This is a genomic window from Gammaproteobacteria bacterium, assembly GCA_034522055.1.
Classification (GTDB): Bacteria; Pseudomonadota; Gammaproteobacteria; order JAABTG01; family JAABTG01; genus JAABTG01.
Map to the genome: position 1 here is coordinate 1,393,154 of JAXHLS010000002.1, position 22,096 is coordinate 1,415,249.

Sequence of the window (22,096 nt, forward strand, 5' to 3'; positions counted from 1 at the left end):
TGCTCCCCGGGGGAAGCGGCCATCAACCAACCTTCCGGGGCGCGATGCCCCGGGGCGCTATGCCGTACGCCGGCGGGCGGCGCGGCGTTGCAGGCCCAAGAGGCCGAGGCCGGCCACCAGCAGGGCCGGCGTCAGGGGTTCCGGTACCTGGTGAGCGCGGGTCACCTGGAGGTTGTCCCACCACACGCTGTTGTCCGGGGTCGCCATCACCATGGCGCTGGTGATACCGGCGGCCTGCACCGAAAGGGTGGCCCAGGTGGGCCCGCCCGCGGGGTCTGCCACCAGGGTGTCGCCGGCAAACCCGAGGGCCGCGCCGCCGCCGGGGCCGAAGACGTACAGGTACCCCGTGTCCGCGTCGGCGGCGGCATCGGCGAAGTCGATGGATACCCCGTCCACCGCGGTGGAGAACTCGAACACGAAGCTTGCGCCGTTGAGGGACTCCAGGCTGCGGCCGCCGAAGCCCGCCGGCACCCCGCCGCCGCCATCGGCGAAGCGGAAGTCGGTGGCCGTGGGGTCACCCTGGCCGATGGTGACTGTCAGGCCCGCCGCGGTCACGTCATGGGGCGCGGTGTGGGAGGCCACGGCCTGGGATTCGAAATCGAAGCCGATGACGGTGGCCCACGCGCCGCCGGCGAAGCCGGTGAGGGCCAAGAGTACCAGTAATTTAATGCTTCTCATTGCAGGGCATCCCGCGAATAGTTGTTAACTCTCATGGCGATACGCGCCACCCGAAATGATGAAAGAGGAGCGCGTATCGCCATGTTCGTTCCCTCACCCCATCCCTGTACTCCGGGCATCCTGCCCTTCGCCCTGCGGGCCGCGCCAGGGCGCGTTCAAATCCGTTCCCGACGGATTTGTCCCAGAGGGAGAGGGGGAGTTCGTGCTTCGCGACTTTCACGTTAAAGGTCTGGGCCCGCAATTGACGGCGACGCCTCATGAGGCCGAGAAAACCGATGGCCGAGGCCAGCAGCCACACGGAGTTGGGCACGGGCACGGCCCCCACGCCGGCCGTCCGGGTGTTGACCGTGAGGTCGGCGATGCTGAACCCGGCACCCGTCCCGTCGAAACCGGCGAAGGTGAAGGTGCGGGCGAGCCAGCCCCGGGCCTCGAACTCCCCGCTGGCAGCCGCCGAGCCGGCCGTGAAGGCGAAGTCCCCCAGCACATCGCCATCACCGTAGATCCGCACGGCGGCCGGCTGCGCCGCCATGCCGGAGAAGTTGACCCGGGCGAGAGCCACCGGCGCCGCGCCGAAATCGAAGGTCAGGGACTCGCCGTCGCCCACCAGCAGCCCGGCGGCGGGGCCGGCGTTCGACACCCCGAGGAACCCGGTCTGGTACAAAGCGTCGCCGCTGGCCGTCACGGCCAGGGAGAGATCGCCGGAGGTCACCACGAGGGGTTCGCTCATACCCCAGCCCAGCAGATCGAAATCCACCAGGGCGGCGGGGGCCGCCAGGGGAAATACCGCCAGGGCGATGGCCAGGAGCCTGTGCTTGTTGCGGGTGAAGGACATGACGTTTCCTCGGTCTTCATCAGGGGACGTGCACCTGCGCGTCTCTCCGGTAGTTGACTGCAGCCTAGGGGGCTTTATAAGGAAACGCTGTGTCCGCAGTCACACAAAGCGTGAATATGGACACCTAACTTATTGAATGTGTGGCGAGTTGAGCGGTCAGCGTGTGACCCGGTCCACAGCGGGCGTTTCCGTTGCGAGCCCGGAAAGAGCACAAGGGAGGCCGACTACCCGGTCGCGGCCTCGGTGCGGGGAAGCGCGAAGGAGAGCAGGGCCGCCAGCACCAGGAAGGCGCTGGACCCCAGCAGACAGCCCGTCAGGCCCCACTGTTGATAGGCCCAGCCGGACAGCACCGTGCCCAACAGGCGCCCGCCGGCGTTGGCCATGTAATAGAACCCCACGTTCATGGCCACCTTGTCGTGGTCCGAATACGCGAGAATGAGGTAGGAGTGCACCGCCGAGTTCATGGCGAACACCACGCCGAAGACCGCGAGGCCCACCATCAACACCGTCGCCGGCGCCCAGCCGGCCACCAGGGCCGCGGCGATGGCCGCCGGCACCACGGCCAGCAGCCAGGCCAGAGTGCGCGCCGTGGCACCATCGGGACTGCGGGCCCGGTCCCGGCCGCGCAGGAAGCGGGGCGCCGCCGCCTGCACCATGCCGTAGCCGATGATCCACAGGGCCAGGAATCCCCCCACCGCGGAGAAACCCCAGCCCAGGCGGTCGTAGAGGAACACCGGCAGGGCCACCACGAACCACACGTCCCGGGAGCTGAACAGGAAGAACCGCGCCGCCGACAGCCAGTTGATCTCCGCGGTCTTGGAGAACACCCCCGAGAACTTGGGCCGGGCCTTGGTCTTGCCGAGGTGGCGGGGCAGCAGGACCACCATGAACACCAGCACCACCGCCAGGCCCCCCGCCAAGCCGAGGAGGGCACCGCGGAAGCCGATGAGGTCCAGCAACAGGGCACCGAGGAAGTAGCCGGCCCCCTTGAGGGCATTCTTGGAGCCCGTGAGGGCCGCCACCCAGCGGAACAGGCGCGTGTCGGCCCCATCGGCGACCATCAGCCGCACGCTCGCCTTGGCGCTCATCTTGTTGAGGTCCTTGGCGATCCCCGACAGGGCCTGGGCGGTCATGACGTAGGGTACCGTCAGCCACGCATCGGGCACCGTCAGCATGGCCAAGGCGAACACCTGCAGGGCCATGCCCATGTGCATGGTGAGGTTGAGGCCGATGCGCGCCCCCAGCCAGCCCCCGACCAGATTGGTGACCACGCCGAAGAACTCGTAGAACAGGAACAGCATGGCCACCTCGAAGGGGCTGTATCCGAGGTTGTGGAAATACAGCACCACCAGCATGCGGATGGCGCCGTCGGTGACGGTGAAGCCCCAATACCCGGCGGTGACCACCAGGTAGTTGCGCACGTCGACGGCCGGGGTCACAGCGCCATGGCCACCTTGCGCGCCAGTTCCATCATGCGGTTCACGTAGCCCCACTCGTTGTCATACCACGCCAGGATTTTGAGCTGGGTGCCATCCACCACCATGGTGCTGGGGGCGTCCACCACGGCGGAGCGGGGGTCGTTGGTGTAGTCCACGGACACCAGAGGGCGTTCCTCGTAGCCCAGGATACCGGCCAGCTCTCCCGCCGCCGCGGCCTCGAAGTGGGCATTCACTTCGTCGCGCTCCACCGGTCGCTCCATCTCGAGCACCAGATCCGTCAGGGAGGCGTTGAGCAGGGGCACGCGCACGGCGAGTCCGTTCAAACGTCCTTTAAGCTCAGGAAATATCTCGGTAATGGCCTTGGCGGACCCCGTTGTGGTGGGGATCAGGGACTGGCCGCAGGCGCGGGCGCGGCGCAGGTCCTTGTGACCGCGATCCACGATGGTCTGGGTGTTGGTGATGTCGTGGATGGTGGTCATGGTGCCGTGGCGGATCCCCACCTGCTCCTGCATGACCTTGATGACGGGGGCCAGGCAGTTGGTGGTGCAGGAGGCGGCCGTCAGGAGGTCGTGAACCCGGGGGTCGTAGAGGTGATCGTTGACCCCGTAGACCACGTTCAGGGCCCCCGCCACCGGGGCAGCCACCACCACCTTCTTCACCCCTTGCTCGAAGTAGGGCTGCAGGGCCTCCACGGTGCGAAAGCGCCCCGTGGCCTCCACCACGATGTCGCAGTCCGACCAGTCGGTGGCGGCGACGGCCGCGTTGCCGGTGTAGACGAGGCCCTGGCCGTCCACCGTCAGCCCCTGGTCGTCTCCGCGGCATTCACGATCCCAGCGCCCGTGGACCGAATCGAACACCAGCAGGTGGGCGGAACCGGCGGCGTCCGTCGCCGTCTCGTTGACCCGCACGAAGCGCAGGCCCTCCATGCCCCAGGCCGCTCGCAGGGCGAGGCGTCCCATGCGGCCGAAGCCGTTGATGCCCACCTTTGCCATAGAAATAACCTCCGTCGATCATGATCCGGCTGCGTGGACACAATATGTGCATATCCGTATTTCAGGCACATGACAGGCCGAGCGGTGGTCGCCACCCGACGACACGACAAGGCTTCGACGGACGCCCGTTTTCCGCTACCCTACGGTCCCCCCAACGGAATCCACTCGCCTGCCCCCGTGATCCTGGAACCCCTCGTCCCCGGCGACGACTCAGAACTACCCACGGTCACCGGCCCCGCCATCGAGGTGCGGGACCTGGTGACCCACTACGGGCCGCGACAGGTGCTCAAAGGGGTGGGCCTGACGGTGGAGCCCGGCGAGATCCGGGTCATCATGGGGGGCTCCGGCTCCGGCAAGTCCACCCTGCTGCGCTCCATCCTGGGCCTGCTCCGGCCTACCGCCGGCACCATCCGCATCCTCGGCGAGGAGATCTTCCCGCCACGCCGCGGGGCCCTGGAGACGGTGCGCAGACACATGGGTGTGGCCTTTCAAGGGGGCGCCCTGCTCAGCTCCCTGTCGGTGGGGGACAACATCAGCCTGCCCCTGCGCCGCCATACCCGGCTGGATGCGCGGACCATCCGCGTGATGACCCGCATCAAGCTGGAGATGGTGAACCTGGCGGGCTTCGAGGACCTCATGCCGGCCGAACTCTCGGGAGGCATGGTGAAGCGCGCGGCCCTGGCCCGGGCGGTGATCATGGACCCCAAACTGCTGTTCTTCGACGAACCCTCGGCCGGCCTCGACCCCGTGACCTCGGCCGAACTGGACGAACTCATCCTGCGCCTGCGCCGGGCCATGGGCATGACCATCGTGGTGGTGACCCACGAGCTGGAAAGCGCCTTCAAGATCGCCGACCGCATCTCGGTGCTGGGCCATGGCGAGGTCCTGGAGGAGGGCACCGTGGAGGCCATACGGGCCAGCGACAACGCGGAGATCCAGAATATGCTGAACCGCAAGCCCCGGGACGAGGCACCCGACCCGGAAGATTACCTCGACCGCCTCACGGGGGGTCTCTAGGGTGGCGCCGGTGAGGCCTCACATAACCAGTCCGGCCGGCCATCCCCCTGGCGGAGAACACTAGCCCATGCGTCGTTTCATCGACAGACTGGGGGACGACACCCTCTACTACGGCTCGCAGGCCGGCCTCATGTTCCGCGTACTGACGGGCGCCCTCACCAGCCTCGCGCGCCCGCCCTACGACCTGCCCGCCATCCTGCGCCAGGTCCATTTCATCGGTGCCCGCTCCCTGCTGGTGATCCTGGTGTCCGGCTTCTTCACCGGCATGGTGCTGTCCCTGCAGTTCTACAACACCCTGGAGCGCTTCGGCACCGTCGACCTCCTGGGCTCGGCGGTGGCCCTCGCCCTGCTCCGCGAGCTGGGACCGGTGATGGCCGCCCTGATGGTGATCGCCCGCGCCGGCTCCGCCATGACCGCCGAGATCGGCATCATGCGCACCAGCGAGCAGATCGACGCCATCGAGTGCATGGCCATCAACCCCCTCCAGTACCTCATCGGCCCCAAGATCATCGCCACTATCATCTCCCTGCCCGTCCTCACCCACATCTTCGACGTCATCGGCATCGTGGGCGGCTGGCTGGTGGCGGTGGTGCTCTTCGGCATGAGCCAGGGCGCCTATTTCGAAGGCATGTACGACGGCACCGAGTGGGCCGACGTCCACATGGGGCTGGTGAAGTCCGTGGTGTTCGGCCTGCTCATCGGCTGGATCGCCACCAGCAAGGGCTACCTGCTGCACACCGACCGCAGCGGTGCCTACGGCGCGGAGGGCGTGAGCCGCACCACCACCAATGCCGTGGTGCTGTCGGCCATCGCCATCCTGTTCGCCGACTACCTCATCGGGGCCCTATTGCTTTAGGCCATATTAACGTGAAAGTCGCGAAGCACGAACTCCCCCTCTCCCTCTGGGACAAATCCGTCGGGAACGGATTTGAACGCGCCTCGGCGCGGCCCGCAGGGCGAAGGGCAGGATGCCCGGAGTACAGGGATGGGGTGAGGGAACGAACATGGCGATACGCGCTCCTCTTTCATCATCTTGGGCGGCGCGTAGCGCCATGAGAGTTAAGCCGATGCCGGGGCACCCGGCGTTTCATTCTGGAGAACTGAACACCATGACCAGATTCAACACGGAAACGGTGGTGGGGCTTTTCCTGCTCGCCGGCATCGCCGCCTTCGCCTGGCTCACCATCGCCCTGGGGGACGTGGACGTCCTCGACGACCGGAGCTATACCGTCAAGGCGCGCTTCACCTCGGTGTCCGGGCTCAAGGAGGGATCGCCGGTGGAGATCGCCGGCGTACCCGTGGGCAAGGTGCAGGCCATCGACTTCGACCCCGGCCGCTACGAGGCCGTGGTGTCCCTGCGCATCCCCAACCATATCGAACTCCAGGACGACGCCATCGCCTCGGTGCGCAGCACCGGCATCATCGGCAGCAAGTTCGTCAAGATTACGCCCGGCGGGTCGCCGGACATCCTCGCACCCGGCGACGAGATCGTCGAGACCGAGGCCTCCGTCAGCCTCGAGGAACTCATCAGCAAATACATCTTCGAAACCAAGTAATCCACCACCGCCTCCCCCCATCCACCTACCACTACGGAAGACCGCCATGACAGCCATCACCATCCCCTTCATCCGTCGTCTCGGCCTCGCCGCCCTCCTGCTCCTCGGCAGCGGCCCGACGTGGGCCAGCGACGGGCCCCGGGAGGTCATCCGCTCCACCGTCGACGCCGTCATCGAGGTGCTCGCCGACGACTCCCTGGAGCGTGACCAGCGCATCGACAGGATCCGCCGCCTCATGCATGAGCGCTTCGATTTCCTCACCATGTCGCGCAGCGTGCTGGCCCGTAACTGGCGTGATGCCTCCCCGGCCCAGCAGGAACGTTTCACTGAGCTGTTCCCGGAACTGTTACTGCATACCTACATGGCGGGCCTGGAGGGTTATACGAACGAAGTGGTGGAGATCGAGGATACCCGCATGAAAGGCCAGGCCAAGGCCTCCGTGGCCACGAAGATCCTCTCGGGCGACAAGGCCATCCCCGTCTCCTATCGTCTGCGGGAGAACGATAGTGAATGGCAGATCTACGATGTCACCGTGGAGGGCGTGAGCCTGGTGAACAACTACCGGGGCTCCTTCGGCAGCATCGTCAGCAACGACGGCATGGACGGGCTGCTGAAGACCCTGGCCACCAAGGTGGAGGAACTGCGGCGACCCCCGGAGGGCTGAACGCCCGCTCCTTGCCATTCTCCCCGGGAATGGGGGTTACCGTAACGCTAAACCCGGAACGCGACACGGTCATCGACCCCGCCCATTCCTTGGGCACGAATGTAGGTCGGGATTCATCCCGACATTCAAACCGATTCGCCGAGGGGGCCTCCGGGGGCTCAACGCCTAAACCGGGCGCGGCGGGTGCCGCTATGGGGTGTATCCATCCATAGGAACCAGGCTCCCAAGGAGATATCGAGCCATGATCTTGCCGCGAATCACCAAGACCCTCTTTCTCGATCTGGCCATCTGGATGGTCGGCTTCGGGCTGCTCATCGGGGCCACCTTTCCCCTGTTCGCCCTGATGCTGGGGATCCGCCCGGAGCACGCCCTCAATCTCCGCTTCTACCTCGCGACCCTGGGTGCGGGGCTCGCCGCCGGCGGACTCAATTTCCTGCTCGCCCGCCTCGTGGTGAGGCCGCGCCTGGGTCTGCTGGGCCAGCGCATGCATGTGGTGGCGGACGCCATCCGCCAAGGCACCTACGACGACGACCAGCAGGCCTGCACCGTGGACCAATGCCTGGTGGATATGGACTCCACGGACGAACTCGGGGAGGCGGCCGGGGCCTTCAACGGCCTGGTGAGGGCCATCTTCCGCTCCTACGAGGTGGAGTCGGCGGTCAGCGACTTCTCGCGGGTGCTGTCCAGCGAGCTGGACGTGCAACCCCTGGCCACCCTGGCGCTGGACCAGCTCATGGGCCACACCGGGGCCGGGGCCGGCGCCGTGCTCGTCAACCAGGGCGGCGCGCTGACGGTGGTGGCGAGCCACGGCTTGGTGGACACCACCACCCTGGCGGCGAGCGACCACGTCCGCCGCGCCCTGCGCAGCGGCAGGATCGTCACCCTGCACTATCCTCCCGCCCTGAAACTGGAGGCCCTGCTGGCCGAGTTCGCCCCCCTGGAGGCCTACGTCACGCCCATCGACTTCAAGACCACACCCCTCGGCGTGGTGGTGCTGGCCACCGCGCAGCCCTTTTCACCGGATGCCTGCAAGCTCCTGGAACTTTTCCGGCAGAGCTTCGGCGTGGCCCTCAACAATGCCCTCGCCCATCACGACATGAAGCGCCTGGCGGCCCTGGACGCCCTCACCGGGACCTACAACCGGCGCTTCGGCCTGTCCCGCCTGCGGGAGGAGTTCAAGCGGGCGGTGCGCTCCAAGAGCCCCCTGGGAGTGATGATGGCGGACATCGACCACTTCAAGCCGGTCAACGACACCTATGGTCACCTGGTGGGCGACCGTGTGCTGATCTCCGTGACCCAGACCCTGCGCCAGGGCCTGCGGGATGGCGACGTGCTGGTACGCTGGGGCGGCGAGGAGTTCCTGGTCATCCTGCCCGGCGGCTCCATCGACGACTGCCGGCAGGTCGCCGAGCGCATCCGCCAGCGGGTGAAGGAGACCCGCTTCACGGACGAGGACCAGACCTTCCACGTCACCCTGAGCATCGGCGTCGCCTCCTATCCAGAGACCGATGTGGAGGAAGAGCAGCGCCTCGTGGGGCTGGCCGACGATGCCCTCTACGCCGCCAAGCACCAGGGCCGCGACCGCGTGGTGACCGACTCCGGCATCGAGCCCCGCCCAACCCCCTGACGAGGACCAGGCTCCGGAGCCCCGGGCGTGCCTTCAGGCCAGGGATGACCCTCCTCTCGACCTGTCGGCTCGGGGTGGCGGCCGTTGCGCCGGCTCCACGCTACGGGAGGCCGGCCTCCGGACCGGCCGGCTCCGCCGCGCAGGTGGCGCCGGCCCCCAGCCAGAAGTCCAGGCGCTTGCCCAGGAACTCGTGCCAGCCCATGTAGTGGGAACCGTCGCAGGAGAAGTTGAGGCCCACCATGCCGTTGAAGATGTTGAGGGAGCCGGAGCGCAGGTAGATGGTCTCGTCCATGAAGCGCAGGTCGCGAAAGGTATGGAACACCTCCGCCACCTGCTCCAGGGAGAGCACCGCCTCGTCGGGATAGGCGCGCTGAGGATAGGCCAGGCAGATCCCCGGGTCCGTGAGGTCCTCGTAGTCCAGCAGGCGGTAGCGGAAAGGGTCGTCCCGCAACCACAGGGTGGCCCGGGAGCTGGAGAAGTGCAGCTTGCCGTGGAACACGCCGTGGGCCGCCACCAGCTCCGTCACCAGGTCCAGCACCTCGTCGATGCGGGCATCCATGAGGCTCTCCACCCGTTGCTGGTTGAACAAGCCGCCGCGGATGGCCGGGTCGCCCTTGAGCTGCATCCACTGGTCCGGCTGCTGGTAGAGTTCCCGGGTCAGGGGCAGTTCCCGCAGGTCGAAGTCCGCACCCAGAAAGCCCAGCAGGGTGCCGTCCGCCCGCGTCAGGCGCTGCACCGCGGTCAGAGTGGGGCGCCGCCGGTTGCGGCTGATGTAGGCCGACGACATGGAGAACTCGGTGCCGGCCAGGGCCGCGGCCATGTAGGGCCGGGCGCTGCGATCCCGTCCGGCCTGGTCCGGATGGGGGCCTTCCGGGGATACATTGGCCGTTATCTGGTGGGCCCGCTGGTCGAGCACGTAGAGGTATTTGCAGGACGGCAGGGCGGCCAGAGCCTCCGCGAGCAGTCTCTCCAGGGCCTCCCGGTCGCCCCACGCCTCGCCGCAGGGGCCCACCAGCCGCGCCAGGGCCGTGGCCAGGCGCCCCTGGAGCAGCAGGCGCTGGCGGGCCACCGCCGTTTTCGTCGCTTCACTCATAACCTTCTCCCGAGGATGCCGTTGGAACACGCGCCCTGGGGCTGCGGCTGCACCCTCACCATGACCATGCCTCAGGGCCGGCGATGGCGCAACAGCCGGCCCGAGGACGGGGTTGGCCCGCCCCGGGCGCCATGATGCAGGGCGCGCGGCGGCCGTTTAGACTGGGCCCATGGCTGATCTGTTTGTCTACGGCACCCTCATGGACCCGGACATCATGGGCGCCGTGGCCGGACGCTGCCGCCGCCTGGCCGCCGCCACCCTTCCCGGCCATCGCCGGCTGGCGGTGCGGGACGCGCCCTACCCCGGCATCGTGCCGGCCCCGGCCCACAACGTGGAAGGCGTGGTCTACACCGCCATCGGCCCACGGGGCCTGGTGCGTCTCGACCGCTTCGAGGGCGAGATGTATAAGCGGGTGCGGGTACGGGTGACCCTGGCCAACGGCAGCCGCCGCACCACCTTCACCTACGTCATCAAGAGGGCCTTCCGGGACCGCCTCGAGCCGCGCGCATGGGACCCCGAGGCCTTCCTGGCGCACGACAAGGCGGCATTCCAGAAGCGCTACACGGGTTTCAAACGGACGTGACCCAGGGCGCCGCCCACCGCAGGGGGTCAGTAACGCGGTGACTCGAAGGCTCGCTGCTCCTCGCCCTCCACGATGGGCTTGACGAAGATCTCCACCCGCCGGTTCAACTGGCGGCCGGCCTCGGTATCGTTGGTGGCCCGCGGCTCACGCTCCCCCCGGCCCTCGGTGCGCAGGCGGGCCGCGGGCACGCCGGTGGCGACAAGGTAATCCGCCACGCTCTCGGCGCGGCGCTCCGACAGGCGCTGGTTATAGTCGTCCCGACCGACACTGTCGGTGTGGCCCACCACGTGCACGACGGTGCGCTCGTACTTGTCGATGACCCGGGCCAGCTTGTCCAGGGAGGGCCGGAAGGCGGGTTTGATGGTGGCGCGATCGAAATCGAAGGAGACCTCGGAATCCAGGGTCAGCTTCAGGGTATCGTCGCGCAGTCGCTCGACCTCCATCTCATGGGCCGCCCGCTCCTCGGCCAGGGCCGCCTCGAAGTCCTGTTGCTGGTTGTCCATGTAGTTGCCCACGGCGCCGCCGGCCAGGGCCCCCGCCGCGGCACCCACCCAGCGCCCGGCGGAGTCGTCCAGCTGGTGGCCGAGCACCGCCCCCGCCACGGCGCCGGTGGCGGCGCCTATCTTGGCACGACGGTTGGGATCATCGGTTGCACAGCCAGTGGCAACGGTGAGGGTCAGGGCGATAAGCATCGCCGCAAGCGGTCGGATATGGGTCATGGGCATCGTCATGGTTGCTGAACACGCTCCTAAGGTAACAAATCAAGCCGCCGCCTGCTCCTCCTCAAGGCGCCGCTGCAGCGCCTTGGGCGAGGCCGTATGGCGGGCCAGCAGAACGTAGGCCACGGGCACGATGAACAGGGTGAAGAGGGTCGCCGCCAGGGCGCCGTAGAGGATCACCGTGCCGATGACCGTGCGCGCCTCCTGGCCGGCACCGGAGGACAGCAGCAGGGGCAGGGAGCCCGCCGCGGTGGTGATGCCGGTCATGACGATGGGGCGGAAGCGCACCCGGCAGGCCTCCGCCAGGGCGGCGTGGAACTCGATGCCGTCGTCCCGCAACTGGTTGGCGAACTCGACGATGAGGATGCCGTTCTTGGCCGCCAGGCCCACCAGCATGATGAGACCGATCTGGCTATAGAGGTTCAGGGTCTGGCCGCTCAGATACAGCCCCAGCAGGGCCCCGGCCATGGCCAGGGGCACCGTGAGCATGATCACCAGGGGATGGAGCCAGCTCTCGAACTGGGCCGCCAGCACCAGGAACACCACCGCCGCCCCCAGCACCAGCACGAACAGGATGGACTGGCCGGCGGCCTTGAAGTCCCGGGACTGGCCCTTGTAGTCGACGATCACCTGGCCCGGCAGGTGGCGCACCAGGCCCTCCAGGTAGGCCAGGGCGTCCCCCAGCACCAGGCCGTCCTCCAGGTTGGCCTCGATGGTGATGGCACGCACGCGGTTGTAGCGGTTGAGCTTGACCGAGTCCGCCAGCTCCTCCAGTTCCACCAAGCTGGCCAGGGGGATGAGCCGGCCGCTGCGCTCCGAGCGCACGTACAGGTTGGCCAGGTCCGCGGCGGTGCGCTGGTCGGCCCGCTCGCCCTCGAGGATGACATCGTACTCCTCGCCGTCCTCCAGGAAGGTGGTGACCCGCCGCGAGCCCAGCATGGTCTCCAGGGTGCGGCCGATCTCGCCCACCGTCACGCCGAGATCCGAGGCGCGGTCGTAGTCCACCTGCACCTGGAGCTGGGGCTTGGTCTCCTTGTAGTCCCAGTCCACCCCCGTGAGGCCGGGGTTCGAACGCTCGATGTGGTCCAACAGAATATCCCGCCACGCCACCAGCTCCTCGTAGCTGCCGCCGCCGATGACGAACTGCACCGGCTTCTGGATGCGCGCACCGAAGCCCTGGCGCATCACCGGAAAGGCCCGCACCCCGCTCAGATCGGCCAGCCGGGCGCGCACGTCATCCATGATCTCCCAGGCCGAGCGCCGGGCCTTCCAGTCGTTCAGCACGTTGATGACGATGCCGCTGTTGAAGATCTGCAGGGTGCTGAAGCCGCGCGGCGCGCGTACCAGCAGGCGGGTGATCTCGCCGGCCTCCACCAGGGGCATGAGGCGGGTCTCGATCTCGTCCATGTACTCCTTCATGTAGGCGTAGGAGGCCCCCTCCGGGCCGTTCACCAGCACGAAGAAGGCGCCGCGGTCCTCCTTGGGGGCGTATTCGTCGGGGATGGCGTTCAGCAGCCAGTGGGCGCCGCCGAGGATCCCCAGGAACACCAGCCCCACCACCCATTTGTGGGCGAGGGCGCCCCGCAGCATCCACAGGTAACCGTCCCGCAGGCGCCCGAAGCCCACGTCCACGCCATGGGCCAGGCTCGCCCGGCCGCTGTCCCGGGGCAGGATCTGGGAGGCCAGCATGGGGGCCAGGGACAGGGCCACGAAGCTCGAGAAGCCCACCGCCGCCGCCATGGTGAGGGCGAACTCGGAGAACAGCCGGCCCACGTCGCCCTGGAGGAAGGCGATGGGCACGAACACCGCCACCAGCACGATGGTGGTGGCGATGACCGCGAAGGCCACCTGGCGGGTACCCCGGTAGGCCGCCACCAGGCGGGTCTCGCCATATTCCTCCATGCGCCGGTGAATGTTCTCCAGCACCACGATGGAGTCGTCCACCACCAGGCCGATGGCCAGCACCAGGGCCAGCAGGGTGAGGATGTTTATGGAGAAACCGAGGAACAGCAGCACCAGGCAGGTGGCCACCAGGGACACCGGCACCGTCACCGCCGGTACCAGGGTGGCGCGGACGCTGCCGAGGAACAGGAAGATCACCACCACCACCAGCACCACGGCGATGCCGAGGGTCTTGTAGACCTCGCGGATGGCGCCCTTGACGAACACCGAGCTGTCGAAACTCTGCTTGATCTCCATGCCCGCGGGCAGGGCGGGGCGGATGCGCTCGGCCTCCGCCTGGGCGGCCTGGGCCACGGCGATGGTGTTGGCGGTGGACTGCTTGATGATGCCGATCCCCACCATGGGCACGCCGTTGCCACGGAAGAAGGTACGGGTCTCCTCCGCCCCCTTCTCCACCCGCGCCACGTCGGCCAGGCGCACCAGGTAGCCGTCATCCCCGCGGGCCAGCACCAGGCGGGCGAAGTCGTCGGCGGTCTGGAAGGAGCGGGCCACCCGCACCGTGAACTGGCGGTCCACGGAATCCAGGCTGCCGGCGGGCAGCTCCAGGTTCTCCGCCCGCAGGGCCTGCTCCACGTCGCTCACCGCCAGCCCGCGGGCCGCCAGGGCCTTGCGGTCGAGCCAGATGCGCATGGCGAAGGTCTGGGCCCCGCCCACCCGCACTCGGGCCACCCCGTCCAGCACCGAGAAGCGGTCCACCAGGTAGCGGCGGGCGTAATCCGACAGCTCCGGCACCGTCATGCGGTCGCTCACCAGGTTGAGCCACATGATGACGTCCTCGTTGCTGTCCACCTTGGTGATCTCGGGCGGCTCGGCCTCGTCCGGTAGTTCGTCCATGACCGCCGCCACGCGGTCGCGGATATCGTTGGCGGCGCCGTCGATGTCGCGGTCGATGCGAAAGCGCACGGTGATGGCCGAGCGCCCGTCCTCGCTCACGGACTCGGTGTACTCGATGCCCTCTACGCCGGCGATGCGGTCCTCGATGACCTGGGTGACGCGGCTCTCCACCACGTTGGCGGCGGCCCCGCGGTAGACCGTCTCGACGGACACCACCGGCGGGTCGATGTCCGGGTACTCCCGCAACGGCAGGCGGTCGAAGGCCAGCAGCCCGAAGGCGAGCAGCAGCAGGGACATGACCGTGGCGAACACCGGCCGGGTGACGGACACATCGGACAGGATCACCGGGCGCTCTCCGCGACATCACCCCGCAACAGCTCCGCCAGGCTGCGGGAGCCGTCATCCACCGCCCGCACCGTCACCGGCTGCCCGGGCCGGGCGCGCAGGGTGCCGTGGGTGATCACCTGCTCCCCCGCCGCCAGGCCCTCCAGCACCTCCACCTCGCCGGTGCGGCGGGAGCCGATGCGCACCGCCCGGCGCTCCGCCCGGTGGCCGTCCCCGGCGGGCACCGCCACCAGCACGAACTGATCGCGGCCCACGGGCATCAGGGCCCCTTCCAGGATCACCAGGGTGCGGCGGGGATTCTTGCGCAGGGTCACCTGCATGAGCATGCCGGGCTTGAGCAGCCCCTCGGCGTTGTCCAGCAACACCCGCACCACCACCGAACGGGTGACCGGATCCACGCGGCTGTCGATGGAGTGCACCTCGCCGCTGAAGCGGCTCTCCCCATAGGCGCTGGTCACCGCCTCGACGCCGAGACCGGGGACGAGGGTGGCCAGATGGATGCTGGGCACCGCCAGGTCCAGCTTCATGACGGACAGGTCATCCAGGGTGGTGATGAGGTCCCCCGGCTCCACCAGGGCCCCCACGCTGATGTTGCGCAGCCCCACCACCCCCGCGAAGGGGGCCTTCACCAGGCGGTTGGCGAGGCGGGACTCGATGGCCGCCACCCGGGCGCGGGCCGTCTCCCATTCCCGCAGGCGCTCGTCCAGCAGGGACTCGGCGGCGGTACCCTGGGCCACCAGGGACTTGACGCGCCGGTACTGGCGCTCGGCCTCGCCGGCCAAAGCCCGCGCTTCCAGCAGTTGCGCCCGCTGCTCGGCATTCACCAGCTCCGCCAGCAGCTGCCCCTTCTCGACGCGATCACCATCGTCGAAATGCAGGGCCCCCACCTTCTCGGTGACGGAGGCCGTGAGGGCCACCGACTCGTTGGCCCGCAGGGTACCGAGGGCCTCGATGCGGTCCTCGAAGGGGGCCTCCTCCACCGTGGCGACGATGACCGGGATGGGGGGTGGGGCCGCCGCCACGCCGGTATAAGCCGCCCACAGGGCGATGCCGAACCATGTTCGCATTATCGTTGTTACCTTCGTCTTCGTTGTCGTGTCACGCCAAGGGCCGAACAGGCGGTCACTCCCGGCGCACTAGGAGCGCGCTTGCGCGCGAATGCCGTGGCCCGTTCGCGCCCGAGGGCCATCTATCAGTGGACCGCCGGGGCGGGGAAAGGTTACAACGCGCCGCCGGCCTTGATGGCAAGGTAGGCGTTGACCATGGCCACCGACAACCGGGGCGGGGTCACATCCACCACCGGCACGCCGCCCTGGCGCAGCATACCCAGGGCATGGTCGCGCTCGGCCATGTAGTCATGGGCCGCCGCCACCCGCAGGGCATCCGGCAGGGTCTCGACGGGGGCCTCCATGACCTCGTCCAGCACCACCTCCCGCAGGCTCGTGACCACCACCAGATGACGGCGCCGCAGCAGGGCCACGGCCTGGCGGAGCTCCTCCTGCTCCTCGCCGTGGAGGTTGGTCACCAGCACCACCAGGGCGCGCTTGCGCTGGCGCGCCATGAGGTCGGTGGCCGCCGCCACGTAGTCGGCCACCGTCAGGGTGGGCTGCAGATCATAGAGGGTGTTGAGGAGCAGGGTCAGGGTGGTGGCGCCCTTGCGGGGCGAAAGCCAGCGGGCCTCTCCGCCGAAGCTGGACACCCCCACCGCGTCGCCCTTGCGCAGGGCCACGTAGCTCATGAGCAGCATGGCGTTGAGGGCCTGATCGAAATGAGACAGGGTGCCGTCCCGGGTGCGCATGCGGCGGCCGCAATCCAGCAGGAACACCAGGGTCTGGTCGCGCTCGTCCTGGTACTCCTTCGAGATCAGCCGGCGCATGCGGGCGGTGGCGCGCCAGTCGATCTGGCGCAGGGCATCGCCCTGGCGGAACTCCCGCAGCTGGTGGAACTCGGAGCCCTCGCCGCGGCGCCGGCGCTTGAGGGCCCCGAACACCGACAGCTGCTGGTCCAGGGCATACACCGCATAGGGGCTCACCGCGGCGAAGTCCGGGTACACCCGCACCACCGACTTGTGGTGCAGCCGGCGGGTGCGCTGCCACAAGCCGAGGGGCGAGCCCTTCTTAAGTTGCACCACGGGAAACCGGTGCTCGCCCCGGACCCGGGGGCGGCAGCGGTAATCCAGCGCCGTCCAGCCCCCGGCGGCCGCCTCCAGGCGGCGTGGCAGGCCCTCCATCTCCATGGCCGCGGGGGCGTGGTCCGTGATGTCCACCCGGCAGGTCCGCCGGCCCGGGTTGTGGATGCGCAGGGTCACCGTACTGAGGACCCCCAGGGGCAGGGAGCCCGCCACCCGCCGCTCCACCGCCAGGGGCGCCTCCGCCGCCAGCCCCAGGGCATCGGCCATGGCGACCACCACCACGAAGCCCAGCCAGCCCGCCCACAGCCCCGCCGGCAGAACCCCCAGGGGAAGAAGCAGCCCCAGCAGGGCGGCCACGGCCACCAGGGCCAGCAGGCGCGGCGTGGGGATCACGTGCGAGGGGCCTCGATGCGGGCCATGATGGCCTCCAGCACGTCGTCGGGCTCGCGGCCCTCGAGTTCCAGTTCCGGGGCCAGCAGGATGCGGTGGCGCAGCACCGCCGGCAGCACCGCCTTGATGTCGTCGGGGAGCGCGTAGCCGCGGCCCGCCATGAGGGCGCGGGCGCGGGCGGTGCGCACCAGGGCGATGCCGCCGCGGGGCCCGGCGCCGATACGCACCCCCGGCCAGTCGCGGGTGGCGCGCACCAGACGCACGCCGTAGTCATGGACGGCATCGTCCACCCGCACCCGGGCGGACGCCTGCTGGAGGCGGATCACGGTATCCGGGTCGATCACCCGGGGCACCCGGGAGACGTCGAGCTGGTCGCCCACCCGAGCCCCGGTGACGGCGCGCACCATGCGGGACTCCTCGGCCTCGGAGGGGTAGTCGATGCGCAGCTTCAAAAGGAAGCGGTCGACCTGGGCCTCGGGCAGGGGGTAGGTGCCCTCCTGTTCGATGGGGTTCTGGGTGGCGATGGTCATGAAGGGCCGGGGCACGGCCATGGCCTGGCCCTCGATGCTCACCTGTTGCTCCTGCATCACCTCCAGCAGGGCGGACTGGGTCTTGGCCGGCGCGCGATTGATCTCGTCCGCCAGCAGCAGGCTGGTGAAGGCGGGGCCCTTGCGCACCGTGAAACGCTCGTTTTTCATGTCGTAGAGCACATGGCCGGTGATGTCCGTGGGCATCAGGTCGGGGGTGAACTGGATGCGCGCGAAGGCCCCGTCATAGGTCTTGGCCAGGGCCCGCGCCAGTAGGGTCTTGCCCAGGCCAGGCACCCCCTCCAGCAGCACGTGGCCGGCCGCCAGCAGAGCGGTGAGGAGCATGTCCACCACCTCCTCCTGGCCCACCACGGCACGGCCCACGGCTTCCCGCAAGCGTGCGGCGATGGCCCCGGCCTCCTCCACCGCGGCCCCCGACAGGGGGGCGGAGGTCTCGTCTTGCTCGTTCATAGTCGCTTCCTTATGGCTTCCAGGGTGGCGACCCGTTCCACGAACTCCTGGGGAGACGGGCGCCGGAGGGGCTCGAGGGCCGCGGCCACCTGTGGGCCCGGCAGGCCGCTCATGCGGGCGATCATGCGTACCTGTTCGTCATGGGGACGGCGGCCGAACCCCCCGGCCCGCCCCGCGGCACGGGCCACCAGGGCGCGGCGCTGGGCCTCCAGCAGGCCCTCGGCCCGACCGCGGCGCCACAGGAACCAGCCGGCCGCCTCGATGTGCTCCAGCAGACTGCGCCGCGGCGCCTCCGGCGCACCGGCGAGGCGGCCGAAGCGATGACCCCGCCACCACAGGAACAGCGCCGCCATGAGGGCGAGGGACAGCAGGGTCTCGGGGATGCGTTGCCACAGCCACGCCGCCAGGCCGGGCATCCCGGGATCCCGGGCGAAGGCCACCCGCGGTGCCGTTCCGCCGGGGGCCAGCAGGCGCACCAGCAATTCGGCATGATCGTGCTCACCCAGCCGGCGGTTGGTGAAGGGATCGAGGGTCGCCAGGGCCGTCACCCGGCCCCGGCCCACCCGCCCCTCCAGCACCAGGGCGCCGTAAACATCCGCCGCCAGGTCGCGGTATCCCGCCCCGCCGGCGAGGCGGGTCGTGCCGCGGAACTCCGCCTTCAGCACGGCCCCGTCGAGGGCCATGGTAACGGCCCCCGGGGAGGTGGTGTCGTCCGCACGGTGGCTGCCGAGGCCGAGGGCCGCAAACAACGGATCGGCATCATCGTCGCCGCCCGCCGGCGCCGGCACCACCAGATGGCCGCCGCCGGACACCCAGTCCAGCAACGGCGCCAGCAGGGGGCCGGCGAGGCCGGGACGGGGGCCGGCGACCACCAGCACATCCACCTCCGCCGGCGGTCCCTCGCCCCAGGGATGAGCGCGCAGGCGGCGCACCGGCACGCCCATGCGGCCTAGCAGGCGGGTGGCCGCCAGGTAGGGGTCGCGGGCCGCCTCGCCCCGGGGCCCCGTCTCCACCTCGATCTCGACCCATGCGCCCTGGTTGTAGACCCACAGCCCCAGGGCACCCAGGGCACCCAGGGCACCCAGGGACAGTACCAGGACCAGCCCCCATGCCACCATCCGCGGGCTCATGGCCTCCCCTCTGCCCGCGGCCAACCCCGCAGCAGGTCCTCGAACTCCGCCTGCCGGGGTAGTTGCCGGGCATAGGCGGCGGCCTGCCACAGCCGGGTGACGCGCGCCACATAGGCGTAATCCCCCGCCGGCAGGGCTCCATGCAGGGCCGCCAGCACCTCGTCCTCGGTGGCGCTGTCCCGGACCCCGGCGCCGGCGGCGGCGAGGCAGCCGCGGTAGAGCAGCGACAGGGCGGCGCGGCGGCGGCCCGCGGCCCACAACTCGCGGGCCGCCGCCGGGACATCCGCGGGCAGGGGGGCCTGCTGCGCGTCGCCGGCGAAACGCGGGGCGGCGGGTATGGCCGTCTCCCGGGGCCGGCGGCGGCCCCGCGGCAGCCAGCGCCGGCCATAGTACAAGGCGGCCACCACCAGGGCGGCGGCCATCCCCCACAGCAGGCCCTCGGTGGCGCGGGCGAGCCACAACACCCAGCGGGCGATGCCTTCCGGATCCAGGGAGGGCTCCTCGTCCGCCGACTCGCCGCGCCAGCGCCAGACGGTGAAGCGGCGGGTGGTGTCGAAATCCTCGTGGGCCAGCACCTCGGCGGCGACCACGCCCGCCTCGCCGCTGGGACGCCGGCCGTCGTGGACGGGGGTGTCGAAGGCGCTCGCCCCGGCCTGGGGCAGGGGCACCAGCACCACGGCCAGCACCAGGGCGGCCGTGCCCGCCAGGCGGGCCGCGATGCGGCGCAGCCGCAGCTCGATGTCCCAGCCCTCCAGCTCGCTGCGCCGGTTGAGATAGATGGCGAAGCCGGCGGCCACGTAGAAGGGCTCCACCACCAGGAAACCCGCCATCAGCAGCAGGTTCCACAACAGCGCCTCGGGCCCCGTGGCCGCGGTCAGACGGTCGATGACGTCCACGTCCATGCCGGCGGGGACCATGACCGCCGCCAGCACGACGACGCCTATGACCAGGATCACCTCCATGTGCACACACACCAGGGTGAGGAGCGCGGCCTGGCTGCGGCCGCGCCGGGCCAGGGTGCGCAGGCGTTCCCGGCGGGCCCGGCCGTGCAGCCGCTCCAACTGCATGATGGGGGTGCGGAAGGAACGGATGGTGTCGAGGCGCAACAGCGACAGCTGCAGCCCCAAGCCATTGCTCATGAGGCCGGGCAGGGCCCGCAGGGTCTGGCCGGTGGCCGGCAGGGCACCGAACAGGCCCTGGCTGTAGACATGGAGCAGCAGGCGGTCGAACAGGGGTTTGAGCCACCACATCACCACGGGCACCCAGGCCGGCGAGGACCACAGCAGCAGGCTGACGACGCCGTAGACACTCAGCACCAGCAGCAGGAAGGGTGGGTATACGGCACGCCACCATGCCTGGGTCATGGCGAGGCCCAGATCGCTGGCCTCCCAGGGCGAGCGCGGGCGCAGGGCGACGGTGACGTCAGCGAGGCGCATGGTCGCGGCCCGCCAGCACCAGATAAGCCATGAGCAGCAGCCACAGGGCCACGCCCACGCCGTACTTCACCGCCGGGGCCGGGGTCGTGAGGGAGGACCAGAAGGCCTCCACGAAGGCCGCCGCCAGGAACAGCAGGGCGGCGCCGTAGATGAGACGCACCCCCACCACCGCGTCCTCCCGCAACGCCCGCAGGCGAGTGCGCGGGCCGGGCGCCACCAGGGCCCAGCCGAGGCGCAGGCCCGCCGCCCCCGAAAGCACGATGGCCGTGAGTTCGAAGGCACTGTGGCCGGCGACGAAGCCCCAGAAGGTATGGATGTAGCCGATGGCCGTGAGATGGCCGGCCACCGCGCCGATGTGGATGCCGTTCAGGGCCAGGAAGAACAGGGTGCCGAGGCCGGCGGGCAGGCCACCGGCGAAGGTGCGAAAGCCGATGCCGGTGTTGTTGCGCAGATAGAAGCCGAACATCATGACGTCGCTGTCGGCGCCCCGCGCCTGGCCCACCCGGCGGTGCTCGCCGGGGCTGTACATGGCCTCCATGCGCCGCACCTCCTCGCCATCCATCACCGTGTAGACCAGTTCGGGCCGGAACTGCAGGGCCACCAGCAACATGAGTAACGGCCCCAGGAAGCACAGTGCGGAGGCCAGCACGAAGGGCCACTCCCGGCGCACCAGCCGCGGATAACCGCGAGTGAGGAAATCCCCGAGCGGGCGCCACAACGGCCGGCGGGCGCCGTAGAAACGCTGGTGGCCCTCCAGCACCAGGCCGTGCAGGCGCTCCACCACCCCGCTGCTGTAATGGCGGGCCCGGGCCAGGGCATAGTGGTGGCAGACACGGCGGTAGAGGGCGGGCAGGGCGGCGACGTCCGCCGGCGGCGCGCCCCGGTCGCGCAGGACCGCGGCCAGCCGTTGCCACTCTTCCTCATGGAGGGCCACGAAACGGTCCTGGTTCATCGTTCCCCCGCGTACCAGGCGGCGAAGCGGACCAAGGACTCCGCCGGGTCCCCGCTGCCGGCCACCAGGGGGCCGGTGAGGGCCGCCAGCTCCCGGGCCCGCTCATCGGACAGCAGCTGGCGCCGCTCGGCGAAATCGAGCACCGCCTGGCGCTCCTCCGCCCGCAACTCGAAGGGCGGAGCGGCCCCTTCGATGCGGGGCATCCCCTCCCGGGGCCGCGGGTCCCGGCCGTACACCACCAGGGTGCCGGCGGCCACGTCCCCGAGGCGCCTGAAGTCACGGTTCAGCATCATGGCCACCAGCCCCACGCCATAGAACAGGGGCAAGAAATCCACGAAGCGCAGCAGGTTGCGGATCAGGGAGGCCGCCAGGGTCACGGGGGTACCGTTGTCGGCGATGACTCGCAGGCCCAGGGAACGCTTGCCCGGGGTCGCGCCATGGAACAGGACCTCACCCACCACCGGATAGAACCACTCGCCGAGGAACAGCAGCACCAGGAACAGGCCGGTGCCGAAACGCCCCATGGGCAGCAGCACCAGGGCCAGCACGATATAGAAACCCAGCCGGATGAGGACATCCAACGCCCACGCCAGTCCGCGGGCCACGGGCCCTGCCACCTGCAGCCCCAGCTCCACCCCTTCGGGGGTCTCCAGATATTTCAGCGTATCGATCATCCCCAGCACATTCATGGCCTGACGGGGGCACCCTCCCGCGGACA

At 69.5% G+C, this 22,096-nt stretch carries 20 protein-coding genes; 6 read left to right on the forward strand and 14 right to left on the reverse strand.

All coding sequences use genetic code 11. The features are described from left to right. Positions 1–57: 57 nt before the first annotated feature. The 4 genes from U5S82_06770 to U5S82_06785 all read right to left on the reverse strand — a co-directional run bounded on the left by U5S82_06770 (position 58) and on the right by U5S82_06785 (position 3,941). Positions 58–678: a PEP-CTERM sorting domain-containing protein gene (locus U5S82_06770; GenBank protein MDZ7751357.1), complete on the reverse strand. Its 621-nt coding sequence runs from the start codon at positions 676–678 to the stop codon at positions 58–60. A 31-nt stretch (positions 679–709) separates the two neighbouring features. Further along, positions 710–1,510, reverse strand: coding sequence for a VPLPA-CTERM sorting domain-containing protein (locus tag U5S82_06775; protein MDZ7751358.1), 801 nt, complete (start codon positions 1,508–1,510; stop codon positions 710–712). Between the two features lie 224 nt (positions 1,511–1,734). After that, complete coding sequence (arsJ, locus tag U5S82_06780) at positions 1,735–2,949, reverse strand: organoarsenical effux MFS transporter ArsJ (protein MDZ7751359.1); 1,215 nt, start codon at positions 2,947–2,949, stop codon at positions 1,735–1,737. Continuing rightward, positions 2,946–3,941, reverse strand: a complete 996-nt coding sequence (locus U5S82_06785) for an ArsJ-associated glyceraldehyde-3-phosphate dehydrogenase (GenBank protein MDZ7751360.1) — start codon at positions 3,939–3,941, stop codon at positions 2,946–2,948. The genes arsJ and U5S82_06785 overlap by 4 nt, the downstream gene beginning before the upstream one ends. Before the next feature lie 180 nt (positions 3,942–4,121). Here U5S82_06785 and U5S82_06790 point away from each other — a divergent pair, with 180 nt between their 5' ends. The 5 genes from U5S82_06790 to U5S82_06810 all read left to right on the forward strand — a co-directional run bounded on the left by U5S82_06790 (position 4,122) and on the right by U5S82_06810 (position 8,805). Next, positions 4,122–4,958, forward strand: coding sequence for an ABC transporter ATP-binding protein (locus U5S82_06790; protein ID MDZ7751361.1), 837 nt, complete (start codon positions 4,122–4,124; stop codon positions 4,956–4,958). Between the two features lie 67 nt (positions 4,959–5,025). Continuing rightward, the gene (locus U5S82_06795; GenBank protein ID MDZ7751362.1) at positions 5,026–5,814 is read left to right on the forward strand and encodes an MlaE family lipid ABC transporter permease subunit; all 789 of its coding nucleotides are present in this window, start codon (positions 5,026–5,028) and stop codon (positions 5,812–5,814) included. A gap of 253 nt (positions 5,815–6,067) precedes the next feature. Continuing rightward, a complete protein-coding gene (gene mlaD, locus U5S82_06800) occupies positions 6,068–6,514 on the forward strand; it encodes an outer membrane lipid asymmetry maintenance protein MlaD (protein ID MDZ7751363.1) in 447 nt (148 codons plus the stop codon). A gap of 46 nt (positions 6,515–6,560) precedes the next feature. Then, positions 6,561–7,178: an ABC transporter substrate-binding protein gene (locus tag U5S82_06805; protein MDZ7751364.1), complete on the forward strand. Its 618-nt coding sequence runs from the start codon at positions 6,561–6,563 to the stop codon at positions 7,176–7,178. Between the two features lie 241 nt (positions 7,179–7,419). Further along, positions 7,420–8,805 carry a GGDEF domain-containing protein gene (locus U5S82_06810; GenBank protein MDZ7751365.1) on the forward strand — a complete coding sequence of 462 codons (1,386 nt, stop codon included), beginning with the start codon at positions 7,420–7,422 and terminating at the stop codon, positions 8,803–8,805. 100 nt (positions 8,806–8,905) lie between these two features. On the opposite strand, the gene U5S82_06815 is transcribed toward U5S82_06810, so the two are convergent. Continuing rightward, a complete protein-coding gene (locus tag U5S82_06815) occupies positions 8,906–9,898 on the reverse strand; it encodes a PDC sensor domain-containing protein (protein ID MDZ7751366.1) in 993 nt (330 codons plus the stop codon). 169 nt (positions 9,899–10,067) lie between these two features. On the opposite strand from U5S82_06815, the gene U5S82_06820 reads away from it, so the two are divergent. Then, a complete protein-coding gene (locus U5S82_06820) occupies positions 10,068–10,481 on the forward strand; it encodes a gamma-glutamylcyclotransferase family protein (GenBank protein ID MDZ7751367.1) in 414 nt (137 codons plus the stop codon). Positions 10,482–10,507: 26 nt separating this feature from the next. Here U5S82_06820 and U5S82_06825 read toward each other — a convergent pair whose 3' ends face one another. The 9 genes from U5S82_06825 to U5S82_06865 form a co-directional block, all read right to left on the reverse strand. Further along, positions 10,508–11,212 (reverse strand): OmpA family protein, encoded by a 705-nt coding sequence (locus tag U5S82_06825; GenBank protein MDZ7751368.1) that lies wholly within the window; start codon positions 11,210–11,212, stop codon positions 10,508–10,510. A gap of 30 nt (positions 11,213–11,242) precedes the next feature. Continuing rightward, positions 11,243–14,341, reverse strand: a complete 3,099-nt coding sequence (locus tag U5S82_06830) for an efflux RND transporter permease subunit (protein MDZ7751369.1) — start codon at positions 14,339–14,341, stop codon at positions 11,243–11,245. After that, positions 14,338–15,408, reverse strand: coding sequence for an efflux RND transporter periplasmic adaptor subunit (locus tag U5S82_06835; GenBank protein MDZ7751370.1), 1,071 nt, complete (start codon positions 15,406–15,408; stop codon positions 14,338–14,340). Before U5S82_06835 ends, U5S82_06830 begins: the two co-directional genes overlap by 4 nt. Positions 15,409–15,560: 152 nt before the next feature. Beyond that, on the reverse strand, positions 15,561–16,865 hold the full coding sequence (locus U5S82_06840) for a DUF58 domain-containing protein (GenBank protein ID MDZ7751371.1): 1,305 nt from the start codon (positions 16,863–16,865) through the stop codon (positions 15,561–15,563). After that, positions 16,862–17,860 (reverse strand): MoxR family ATPase, encoded by a 999-nt coding sequence (locus U5S82_06845; GenBank protein ID MDZ7751372.1) that lies wholly within the window; start codon positions 17,858–17,860, stop codon positions 16,862–16,864. Before U5S82_06845 ends, U5S82_06840 begins: the two co-directional genes overlap by 4 nt. Continuing rightward, positions 17,857–18,990, reverse strand: coding sequence for a DUF4350 domain-containing protein (locus tag U5S82_06850; protein ID MDZ7751373.1), 1,134 nt, complete (start codon positions 18,988–18,990; stop codon positions 17,857–17,859). Before U5S82_06850 ends, U5S82_06845 begins: the two co-directional genes overlap by 4 nt. Continuing rightward, positions 18,987–20,426, reverse strand: coding sequence for a hypothetical protein (locus U5S82_06855; GenBank protein ID MDZ7751374.1), 1,440 nt, complete (start codon positions 20,424–20,426; stop codon positions 18,987–18,989). The genes U5S82_06850 and U5S82_06855 overlap by 4 nt, the downstream gene beginning before the upstream one ends. Continuing rightward, positions 20,413–21,378 carry a stage II sporulation protein M gene (locus U5S82_06860; protein ID MDZ7751375.1) on the reverse strand — a complete coding sequence of 322 codons (966 nt, stop codon included), beginning with the start codon at positions 21,376–21,378 and terminating at the stop codon, positions 20,413–20,415. The genes U5S82_06855 and U5S82_06860 overlap by 14 nt, the downstream gene beginning before the upstream one ends. Further along, on the reverse strand, positions 21,375–22,052 hold the full coding sequence (locus U5S82_06865) for an RDD family protein (protein MDZ7751376.1): 678 nt from the start codon (positions 22,050–22,052) through the stop codon (positions 21,375–21,377). Before U5S82_06865 ends, U5S82_06860 begins: the two co-directional genes overlap by 4 nt. Positions 22,053–22,096 lie beyond the last annotated feature (44 nt).

Bases quoted from the DNA above. Each gene is read 5' to 3' on its own strand.
- U5S82_06805 (MDZ7751364.1), top strand. From the start codon at position 6,561: ATGACAGCCATCACCATCCCCTTCATCCGTCGTCTCGGCCTCGCCGCC.
- U5S82_06795 (MDZ7751362.1), top strand. From the start codon at position 5,026: ATGCGTCGTTTCATCGACAGACTGGGGGACGACACCCTCTACTACGGC.
- U5S82_06845 (MDZ7751372.1), bottom strand. From the start codon at position 17,860: ATGAACGAGCAAGACGAGACCTCCGCCCCCCTGTCGGGGGCCGCGGTG.
- U5S82_06815 (MDZ7751366.1), bottom strand. From the start codon at position 9,898: ATGAGTGAAGCGACGAAAACGGCGGTGGCCCGCCAGCGCCTGCTGCTC.
- U5S82_06820 (MDZ7751367.1), top strand. From the start codon at position 10,068: ATGGCTGATCTGTTTGTCTACGGCACCCTCATGGACCCGGACATCATG.
- U5S82_06865 (MDZ7751376.1), bottom strand. From the start codon at position 22,052: ATGATCGATACGCTGAAATATCTGGAGACCCCCGAAGGGGTGGAGCTG.
- U5S82_06810 (MDZ7751365.1), top strand. From the start codon at position 7,420: ATGATCTTGCCGCGAATCACCAAGACCCTCTTTCTCGATCTGGCCATC.
- U5S82_06785 (MDZ7751360.1), bottom strand. From the start codon at position 3,941: ATGGCAAAGGTGGGCATCAACGGCTTCGGCCGCATGGGACGCCTCGCC.
- U5S82_06775 (MDZ7751358.1), bottom strand. From the start codon at position 1,510: ATGTCCTTCACCCGCAACAAGCACAGGCTCCTGGCCATCGCCCTGGCG.
- U5S82_06855 (MDZ7751374.1), bottom strand. From the start codon at position 20,426: ATGCGCCTCGCTGACGTCACCGTCGCCCTGCGCCCGCGCTCGCCCTGG.
- U5S82_06770 (MDZ7751357.1), bottom strand. From the start codon at position 678: ATGAGAAGCATTAAATTACTGGTACTCTTGGCCCTCACCGGCTTCGCC.
- U5S82_06860 (MDZ7751375.1), bottom strand. From the start codon at position 21,378: ATGAACCAGGACCGTTTCGTGGCCCTCCATGAGGAAGAGTGGCAACGG.
- U5S82_06825 (MDZ7751368.1), bottom strand. From the start codon at position 11,212: ATGACGATGCCCATGACCCATATCCGACCGCTTGCGGCGATGCTTATC.
- U5S82_06850 (MDZ7751373.1), bottom strand. From the start codon at position 18,990: ATGAGCCCGCGGATGGTGGCATGGGGGCTGGTCCTGGTACTGTCCCTG.
- mlaD (MDZ7751363.1), top strand. From the start codon at position 6,068: ATGACCAGATTCAACACGGAAACGGTGGTGGGGCTTTTCCTGCTCGCC.
- U5S82_06835 (MDZ7751370.1), bottom strand. From the start codon at position 15,408: ATGCGAACATGGTTCGGCATCGCCCTGTGGGCGGCTTATACCGGCGTG.